This is a genomic window from Paenibacillus sp. OAS669 (assembly GCF_014873645.1).
Taxonomy (GTDB): domain Bacteria; phylum Bacillota; class Bacilli; order Paenibacillales; family NBRC-103111; genus Paenibacillus_S; species Paenibacillus_S vulneris.
The window spans coordinates 24,642-34,907 of record NZ_JADBDR010000018.1 but is presented as its reverse complement, the minus strand read 5'-3'; the positions used below and the strand labels follow the sequence as shown (position 1 = coordinate 34,907).

Genomic DNA, 10,266 nt, shown 5'->3' with positions numbered 1-10,266 from the left:
TTTTCGGAGAAAACTAGCTGAGTTAAAAGAATCAAGAAACCTGCAGGTTTGGAAAACTTGCTACGGTCCCCGGTGGGGTATCCCCCTCCGGCCACTGTTGTTGTCAGGAAATTTTATTTATATCCCTTATAGCGGGGATTTCCTGACAACAAAGGCGGACGCTACCGCTCCTCCAGGGGACACCCCACCTATACCTACAACAGTTTTCTGGTAAAAGGTTTCTCGATGTTTCGAGCCTACGACGTAAGCTCGAATTTAAAGTTTTTAGAGTCTATTGCTTCTCGCGATTCTCTCGTCCAAAGTTACCAAAATACAAGAGCCTTTTACTCGTACATCAAAGCATATTGCTCGCTGTATCGCTTGCTATCTGTGAAAAAGACTTTGATATAATCGTTCTTGCCGATTTCAATTTGAGGCAGAGCCGTGCGCCCCACAGGAAAGTCATCCATGAAAGGATACGCGATGCCGTCATCTTTGTGAGCCGGAACGGCCCCTTCTTTTTTCACGTAGCAGAGCGCTTCCTGAGGAACGGCAATTTCACAAAACAGCTCGATCCGCGCGCTTTTATACTTGCTAAATAGTTTGCTGCCGTATTTGACCGAGCAGCGAATCTTGGCTCTTCCCCCGTTCATGCGTGCGACATTGGCATCGTCCGTTTGCCTGAGCAGTGTTAGGCTGCCGTCGCTCCGGAGGCATGGAAAGATACGGTATCCCCGAAGACCGATATAATCGACCCGCTCCCGGTACCCGGCTTTCGCCTTATATTCCTCGCGGGTGAACAGCTTCAGCTGCTTCGGTGTCAGGAGTTCCGGTGCTTCCTCGGCCCCGTCGGGAAAGCTGTAAATATATACGTAATCGACATCCTTAGGCCACTGCCAGGTTAACAGGCAATCTCCATCCTGCAGCTGGCACGCGGCCTTCGTAATTCGGTAAGGATCGCCGGGTTCGTCCCATTGCAAATGTATCATCCTCCTAAGAGTTTTCGGAGAAAACTGGCTTCGTAAGCATTCGCTAAGAGTTTAATCCGGAAGATTAAACTGACTTCGTATGCTCAGTCCGTTGGAGAAAACTATAAAGATTCAGATAGGTACATGATACTCCAGTGGGGTATCCCCCTCCGGCCGCTGTTGTTGTCAGGAAATTTTATTTATATTCCTTACAGCGGCGATTTCCTGACAACAAAGGCGGACGCTATCGCTCCTCCAAGGGATACCCCACCTCTGTCCATCATCCATCATCTGAATCTTTAAGAGCCTCAACTTCATTCATTTCACCTATCTAAATCGCTTGCCGACTCTGCTCTCGTTTCGGTCACCAAAACGGCTCTGTTCCTTCACGGCCAGTCCTCTGCGTCCGCCGCGAAATCCGCTGCTTCTGTCCTCGTCTTGACGGACGGCTACGATCATCGTGGACAGCGAAAGAACCAGCGCAAGCACTGTATCCGCCAAAGCCCGGTAGATCGAAGGATAATCGGCTCCAGGCAGACCATTTTCTAGGATCAAGCCTGCAAGCAGTCCGGCCACCGTGCCTCCAATCATGAAGCTTTTGGCCAAATAGCGATTATCGAAGACAATGCCTAGCGAAAGCCCCAGCAATGTGCCCAGCAGCGTGATCAAAACTACGCGCAGTACGGCGTAATACGTATCGGCCGAAGAAGCGCCGACGCGTTCGTTAAGCAGGTGCCGGTGCTGAACCGAATCATAGATTTGATTGAAAGCCAATGATACACGATCCGCCCGCTGCACATTTTGGAAGGTTCCTCCCGTATCGTTGGAAATCCTTCTAAGCACCTCATTGCCTCTGTCATCATTAGGAAGAATGCCGACCGTATGAACCTGAATACGCTCCTCTATGTAAGGCGCCAATACCTTAGAATAATTCACTTGATTGTATCCGTCCGAGATCAGAATCACCGCGACTCTGCGCTTCGGATCGCCTTCTTTATGCAAATAATCCATGACGGTATTCAACGCATTCCCGATATCCGTCTGCCCGGAAGGCTCATCAACCTCCGCCAGCTTAGAGGACAACTGATTCTTGACTCCCGCATCCGTTATTTTGGTCAGCGGAAAATTTAGCTTGGCTCCCTCATTGAAGGTAAACAGCGCAGCCCGTTCGCTGCGGTCCATCCGTTGGATAAACGACTGTGCGGCCTGAATGCTCTGCTTGTTCGGGTCCGTTTCCTTCATGCTTTCGGACATATCCAGTAGTAGAACATAATCCTTGGGCGTATCCTTCTTCTCTATCGAAAAACCGTAAAGGAACTGGAACAACGCCCCCGCGGCAAACAGCATAACCAGAGTACCTGGAACAAGCAGCTTCCATCCGTCCCCGGCATAGCGCAAGCGCCAGTTATTCCCGTTCAAACGGGGCGAAATGATCTCAGCGATCAAACAGAACAGCCCGACGACAAGGGCGAACTGTCCGAAGTACAGGCCTATCAGCAGCGTCTCATGCATCCGGCCTTCCCATTGATTTAATATGATTTCCCCGATGAAAAAGCCCAGCAGCCCGCCAATGAGACTCATCAATGTCATCAGCGCGTTCCATTTTCGCTGTTTCACCTTGTCCCCCTCTTTCTACGGCTTAAAGTCTATCGGAATCCATTGTTGTGTGTGTGTCAGGAATCCCACCTATAGGCTCGATGCTTCCGGCTTTCCATCCGCTTCTTCCATTCTATGAAATTGGAAGCCGTTCTCCACATAGGTATCGTAATAGAGCTTGCCGTTCCTGTAGTACATGAAGTCGTCCAGCCGGAAGCCGCCCATCATATTCAGCTTCTCGATGCCGCTCGCTTTCTTCTCATGAACGCAGCCCAGCTTGTAAGTACGGCTGCCGCGATCGACGGCAAACGCGTATTGAATAAATTCGCTCTGAAAGTCGCCGAACAAATATTTTTCTTCATACCGGTGACGATGCGTGGAGCGATAGACGTCCGCCCGCACAGCCGCCTCGCTTTCCAAGGTCGCATACAGATCGCGGAACAGTTCTTCCTTGGACAATACGGCACGGTTATCGTAACTGGTCACCACGTTGGCTCTTTGCAGCAGCTCTTCTTCAAACGATTGATGGAACAGCGGATGAACGAATACTTGGTGCCTCACAGATTCCATCAGCTTCCGAAGCAGCTGCCCCTCTCCTTGCATCAGCAGCTTCGAAACATTCCCGAGACACCGTTCCTCCCAATAAAAATGAGGTCCGCGGCGCTCCTCCAGCTCCTTGGTAACCTGGTTCACGACATACTCGTAATACTCGTTAATATTGCGCCCCAAATAGTCGCTCGTAAAGGAAATACTGCTGCGGCTTGCATCACGAAGCTGCTTCTCTATCTGTTGGAGCTGCTCAACATACTGCTTCATCCGAACATGGAGCTCTTCCAGCTTCTGGATGTATTGCTCCAGCAAACTTCGTTTCGCCTGGTAATAGAGCATATCCAGCTTCATTCCATAAATATCGTCCAGAACGGTTTTCACAACCTGCTTCAACGGAACCTGATTGGTGAGACGGCTCCACAGTGATACCCGCTCGCCCGAATGCGGATCTACCTGCTCCTCATACCGGAGCTCCAGATCCATGGCGCACTGCTCCAGCAGCGCGTCCGTTTCCTTCAGCTGCCTCCTGAGCTCGGGCATGACCGTGTTCTCATCCGGCGCCTCCGAAGTCCACGCATAGCCGCCAAGGACCCCGTACCGCGGGTTCTCAATAACGCGCTCCTGAAACCGCCGCTCCAATTGACGCCCATAGTCCCGTTGAAGAAGCGCCGCTTCGACCCGCCGGGCTACATTCGTGTCGAAAAAGACCCGGGCATTGCTGCCGAACAAGGCGGTCTCCGCTTCCCGGTAGGTCATCGATCTCCATTGTCCCGGGGAAACGGAATGATAAAGCAGCCCGTACATCCCCTCTGCCGCCTTGGCCGGTTCTTCCATCAGAGTGCGGATCGTCTGGTCTGACCGCTGATCGTCCAGCTCCAACAGTTCAATCAGTTCTTTGCGGTCGACCTGGCCCTGCTCCCGCTGCCGCTCCAAAACAACCCGGTACCAATGGTACAGAACGGTCAAAGCAATCGGCTGATTCGGCCGCTTCACCTTGGATAGACCCGCCGAAACGTAAAACCGGTTATCTCCATCCGGCGGCATCATATTTTGCCTGAACTGCTGATGGTTATAAATACCATGCTGCGGGTCCGTCTGCTCCGGCGCCATCCGGTTCTTCAGCAGATTGAGACTGCAAACGATCTCGCAGCTCCCCCGCATTCCGCTGTCCGCGAACAGGCCCCTCTCGTCCTTCGTGCTCAGCAGGTATACCGTATCAAACAGCGGGGCGGGACCGTGCTGAACCGGCATGCGGATGCCTTCCCCCGTCACCTGGAGCATCCCCTGGAAGCTGTAAGCTCTGTCCTGGTATCTGTCCACTTCCCGTAAAAAGCTGACCCCAAGCGAAGAGGAGAAAGCATAGGTCTCCCCGACCTGCTTCTCCTCCAATAACCCATAAAGGTCCGTCATTACGGAGCGGAACTGTTCCCCGAATATCGTCCTCGCCAGCACGGTCAGCTCCGGTAACAGCACGTTGCAAGGGTCGTCCAGCTGAGTAATGACAGCAATATTCAAACGCTGCAGGCTGGAATACATCCGGCCGAATTGGGCAATCCGGCTGTTCATCCGGCGAAGCAGCACATTCAGCTCCAGCAGCTTGGCTTCCTCCAGATAAAACTGCCTGTGCGTATTCGTGCGCACCGTCTTCTTGTCTTCTGACAGGGCAGGCAGCGTCCAGGAGTACAGATTATCATCCGACTCCACCGGCTTCGTCCCTACATGCAGATAGACAACCCCGTCACTGTTGTTCCACTGGTTCCCGTTCAGCTTGCGGATCTGCTGAAGCGCCTCCTCCGTCTTGTCGCCAAGAAACAGGAAGACGAGAGGATGGTTGATGCTGCGCAGCTCATCGTCGTTGCTCCCCAGGCTGTCCATCTCCGCGTCATATTCATTTGCAAATGCTAGCAATGCGTCGCGCATAGTCCTCTGCTCCCTCCTTTCACAGCTCTGTACAAAGCGGGCAAAAGCTCATTATTTCAGGCTTCTCACCATATCGCTTACTTTACCGGATACCAGCTTATAGAACTGGTACATGTCTTCACCGTTTTCCCATTCCACGCGGTCATAGTCCAGGGCCGACTTGGCCTCCGCATAGGCTTCAGCCATTTGCTGAAGCGTTGCGAGCAGCTCGCTGATATCTGCCGAAGCCGTCAGCTGCTGGCTCCGTTTGGCTGCTTTGCGCTGCAACAGGCTCCGTTTCTTCTCATCCAGGCCGCGAATCTTGGAATAGATTTCGTATTCTACGAATTTGTTGCTTTGCATCAGGTTGATGAACGGCTCCCAAGGATCTTCCTCTGCATCATGGTCGTAGACGTACAAGGCGCCTTTTTTGCGAATGGTGAGCGTATAAGACGCATCGATAAACAGCTGCATCAATTTCTCCTCATCCTTATGAGTGCCGAGCAGCCTTTCGAGCTCCTCGATTTTGAGGGTGATCGAATTCATTTTGCGCCATTCTTCCTTCACTCGCTTCAGCAGCTCTGGAGAACGAATCAAATTGTCCTTGGCCAGCTCCTCATTCACGCTGCCGAAAATATCCTTGGTGCTCTCAACCGGAAGCCCCTGCTCCAGCATCCGTTTCAAATCGGATACGCAGCGCTGCAGCTCTCCTAAGTTCGGCTTTTGCGAGTTGAGCTGAAGCTGGTATGACTCCAGGTGACGCTCTACATCAAATGGCTTCGTGAACACGCACTCGTACCGGTTGATCGTGCCGCTGTCCTCACCTTTTTCCCTGATGCAGCGGTAAGCCACCATCTGATCGAACAGCTCGCGCACTTCCGTGTTATATTTTTTTACCCGCTTGTTGTCATACGTATCTCCCCAGGATTTCTCAGGGATTGGCGACGGCAGGTAAGTCCAGTTCACCTTATCGGTCTGTACAAGGTGGCGTCCGATGCCTTCCGGCTCCAGAATCGTATTCTCGTAGCTGGTCTCATACACTTTAAGCGGCGTATACAGGAACAGCGGAATCCCGTTCTGGGTGTTCAGCCAGAAAATCCGGTTCTTCACTTCGCTCTCTTTGATCGTGAAGCGAGAGTTGGCAATGGCGTGATCCTGGAAATTCCGGATGCCCTTGAAAATATTCGGCGCTTTAACCGGTACCGAAACGAAGCCCCAAGATGGGAAGTTGAAATGACCCGAGCTGTTGCTCAGATGGAAAACCGGCTTCGCCTCCTCGTACAGGCGGCTTGAGATTTTCTGCTCCACAAGCTTCTCGATGGAATCGTCGTTGCCGTATTTGATGATTAAATACTCTTCCATCGACTTGGTGATCAGATCCCCGAAATGGTCCGTCAAAAATTCCGAGATCGAGCTGACGACATCCACTTCCTGCTCCTTGATCCATTGATTGGACTTCACCAGCAGCTCGTTCGTAAAGTCGCGGATCAAGTCATTCACATTCTTCTCGTCGGTCACCTGGTTGATCAGCTTGGCGATGTCCGGCACGCTGACCACGTTCCAATAGTACGTCCGGTTTCCTTTATGGTCTACCTCTTCTTGTCCGTTCGTCAGGATATCGCCGTTTTTCTCGAAAATTTTATTGAGCTCGTTTAACAGCTCCGTGAACACCTGATAAATGCGGGAATTTTCCTGATTAATCAAATGGTACAGATCCTCGTAAAACTCCACCATTTGTTCCATGCGCTCGCGGTCGGCGTGCAGCAAATACTCCTGAATTTTAGCCTCGATAAACGCATCCTTCTTCTTGTCCTTGGAAATGAAGGCGCTGCGCGCTTCGGTCATCTTCTGCTCCGAGCTCTCTTCAGCGGATTCGATATCGCGCGGAATGCGGTAGATGCTCTCCTTCAACGATTCGATATAGGAGGAGATCAGCTTGAGCAGACAGAAGCCTTTATCCTGCAAAATGATACGCGACACGTAAAACGGTCCCTGCTCCGGATTTCTAAAGATTTTGGTCACCTGCTCGGTGAACAGCTCCTTCTTCTCGCCCGGCAGCTGCTTACGGCATTTGATGTATTCCTCACGCGCCCGGGACAGGAAATTTTGCTCCAGCTCGGTATCGAGGTTGACCGTCTGCTGCTTGATCACATTATGGTAGCTGAGGCGCTCGCTGTTCTGGTAGCCAGGAATCGGCTCCGGCACCCTTTGGCCGAATTCCCGATGAATCGAATCCGGGTCGATGCCCAGCTTGTGAGCCAGCTTCTCCACGTCTTCCTGGGATGGGCCCGCTTCGAACATTTTTTCCATGCGCTGAAATACTTTGTAAGCCAAGTAAGTCGTCATTTCTTCAATCGGCAGCACCGCAGAGGATGCGCCCAAAATGTTGTACTGATAGTTAGCGGCATAAGCCTTCGGCATCTGATTGATGTTCGTGCGAATGTTGCTGATATAATCGTGGATCGCGAATTCTTCGCCGGAGCTTTTGTCCTCGCTCGCCATAAAGTTCGTAATATTTTCCGCCGTCACATTCATACAGTAATCGTACGCATTTTCCAGCAGCTTGCCCTCGAGATTGGTCGCGGAGATCAAATGCGCCAGATTGAACGGAGGCATAGGCGAATTGACGTTCAAAATGCTGGCGTACTGCTGCTTGAAGCGCTCATTGCGCTCATCCACGTTCATCCAGTAATCGAGCTCTTTCAAAGCCGCATAGCCGTTCTTCTTGATATATTCGCGGGAATGCTCAGTCAAGCTCTTGTTCGCCAGATTCACGTCCGGTGTGAACAGATAGCCGAGCAAATTCACCTTATCGACTCCGGCAGAGCCGAAGTCCCGCTCAATAATACCGCGTACGATATAAGCGATGTCCAGGAAGCAGCCGCTGCCCGTGCCTCCCGATAAGCCTGTCAGCAGGAACACCATCAGCTTCTTGTTCGTGCCGACCGACAGCGTCTTGATCTTCCGTTCGATCGTTTGAACGACTTGAACGATTTTGGTAAACAACAGGAGACGGCCGGCTTGTCTGACACCCGACGCTCCGTTGATCCCGTCGGTGATGGTCAGCTCGGGAGACAGCCATTCCTTTATGTAGTCCTCCAGCACGCTGCGGTTTTGCAGGACGCTGCCGATTTCGGCGTTGGAGAGCAGCACGAATTCCGTCAGCGGATCAAGCCCGATTCCCTTATATTTCTTGTTGCGGTCATGCTCATTCGTCTCCAAGGCTAGAAACTCGACGTTGTTCGGCTTCTCCTTCTTCTTCTTCGTGAAAGGGTCCTCCGGCAGCTTGAACCGCCGGTTGATCTGGTATTTCAAACGGAGCAGCGCATCGATGCCCGTGCCGCCGAGACCGATGATCAGCATCGGATTGTCTATCGTATCTACGCGGATTTTATCGCTGATAATCCCTCCGCCAAGCGATACATCCAGCTGTTGTATATGCTCTCTGACTACTGCTTTCATGGTATGTCCTCCCGTATACGGAACTATTTTAAATACTCAAGAGTAATCGATTTATTGACATTTTGTAGCGTTATTTTGACTCGATCGTTATTTTTAAGCTCTTTTCCTTTGGATGCGTCGAATACCCGGCCGCCCTTTTCAATCGTACAGCCCGACTCGTTGTACAGCACGACGTTATCGCCGGCTCCAGGCTTCAATACGATTTCCCTGGTCTCCGCAAACTCAGGAGCCAGCTGCAGCAGCTGGTGGAGCTGGCATTTGCCCTTGAACGCATTCAGCTTCTTATACTGCGGATTCGTCCGCTCTCCGGTATCTTCATCCTTGATTTCAAGGACAATCTGCCCGACGAAGCCCTTGTTCGCTTTCTTCCAGGCGGAGAAGGCAAACCATGCGGCAGCTAACAGCACGAGCACTCCGGCAATCCAACCGCCGGTAACCGCCCAGTTCGTCTTGGAGGCTTCCGCAGCCGCACCGTTGTCCGTTGCAGCCTTAGCCCCCGACTTGGCCGATACCTTGGCAGGCTGGGATTCCCGCACGAAGTTGGCATTCTCTACCTTTACCTTCAGCTCGTAATCATGCGCATCCGCGATTTTCATGGAGCCCTCAATGCCTTTGTCCGACGTAGTCAGCGGAATCTCCTGCGTTTTTTGCGTATCAAGATCGGTCACGATCAGCGTCGACTTCGCATTTTTGTACAAATCGGTGTCCGTAATGTTCTGTCCGTTGGACTGCAAATACGCTTTGACAGGCACGGTTACACCAGGCCCATAAGATATAGACGACGAAAGTTCCATCGACACCTGCAAATCGTAGTTATAAATTAAATTGATATTGATTTTTTCTTTTGGAACGCCTTTGATTTGCAGCTTCCAATCTCCCTGGACCGGATTCAAAATTTTGATCAGCGAGTATGCGTTAGAGGTGGAATAGACGATCTTATCGGAAGGCACCGCCTGCTCCTGACCCGAAGGGTTAAACAGCTTGACCTCCACAGGCTTGCTGGACATGATCGAAATATTCGCTTCCTGAACGCTGGAATTCGGGATTTTGACCGCTACGTCCTGGAACTGCCCGTTCGCCGTAAAGCCCGTCAGCGGAACGACCTTGAGCTTCAAGTGGCTGGCATAGATCTCGCTCAGGATTTGCGGGAGATCGTCCGCCGTGCTCGTCACGAACAGCTTGCCGTTCGTCTCCTTGGAGATGCGCTCCAGCGCGTCCTTGTTCAATTGCCCGTCGGCATTAAGGCCGATCGTATAGATCGGAATGCCCTTGTCCTTGGCCTTCTTCACCGCGTCGTTCAGCACCTTATCGGACTGATCCTGCGACTTGCCCGCATTGAGGGAGTTGTTCCCGTCGGTCAGCAGCACGATGAGCGGAACATGCCCCGGCTCGGAGCCCGATTCCAGCACTTTGACCGCTTCGCTGACGCCAACGGCAATATCCGTATAAGGTCCTCTCGTCAGCTGGTCGATGAACGACTTCAGGTCTTGTTTATCCTGCATGCTGTTCATCTTCAGAAGTGCCTTTTCCCTGAGCACCTGATCGGTATAAGCAACCACCCCGATTTTGTCCCCTTGGACCGATGCCATGTCGACGAACATTTTCATCGCCTCATAGCTTACTTTGTTGACGTCGCTCTCGTTCATCGAGGTGCTGACGTCTACCGATAGCACGGCGTCGATTTTCGTATCGCTGTTCGTATCGGCAGCCCATGCCGCTTGCGACAAGGTAAGAAGCAACAGCAGCGTCGCGGAAAGCAAGCGGATGATGGATTTGGTTTTATTCATGGTGTTGATTCCTCCAAAGCAAGATG

5 protein-coding genes are annotated in these 10,266 nt (G+C 52.0%); all 5 read right to left on the bottom strand.

From position 1 onward, the window contains the following. Positions 1–323: 323 nt before the first annotated feature. Positions 324–968, bottom strand: a complete 645-nt coding sequence (locus tag GGC63_RS29195; protein ID WP_225948574.1) for a hypothetical protein — start codon at positions 966–968, stop codon at positions 324–326. Between the two features lie 306 nt (positions 969–1,274). Next, positions 1,275–2,564: a vWA domain-containing protein gene (locus GGC63_RS29190; RefSeq protein WP_192705282.1), complete on the bottom strand. Its 1,290-nt coding sequence runs from the start codon at positions 2,562–2,564 to the stop codon at positions 1,275–1,277. 69 nt (positions 2,565–2,633) lie between these two features. Beyond that, a complete protein-coding gene (locus GGC63_RS29185; RefSeq protein ID WP_192705281.1) occupies positions 2,634–5,012 on the bottom strand; it encodes a hypothetical protein in 2,379 nt (792 codons plus the stop codon). 51 nt (positions 5,013–5,063) lie between these two features. Beyond that, on the bottom strand, positions 5,064–8,453 hold the full coding sequence (locus GGC63_RS29180) for a tubulin-like doman-containing protein (protein ID WP_192705280.1): 3,390 nt from the start codon (positions 8,451–8,453) through the stop codon (positions 5,064–5,066). Positions 8,454–8,476: 23 nt separating this feature from the next. Further along, positions 8,477–10,240 (bottom strand): vWA domain-containing protein, encoded by a 1,764-nt coding sequence (locus GGC63_RS29175; RefSeq protein WP_192705279.1) that lies wholly within the window; start codon positions 10,238–10,240, stop codon positions 8,477–8,479. Positions 10,241–10,266: the final 26 nt, after the last annotated feature.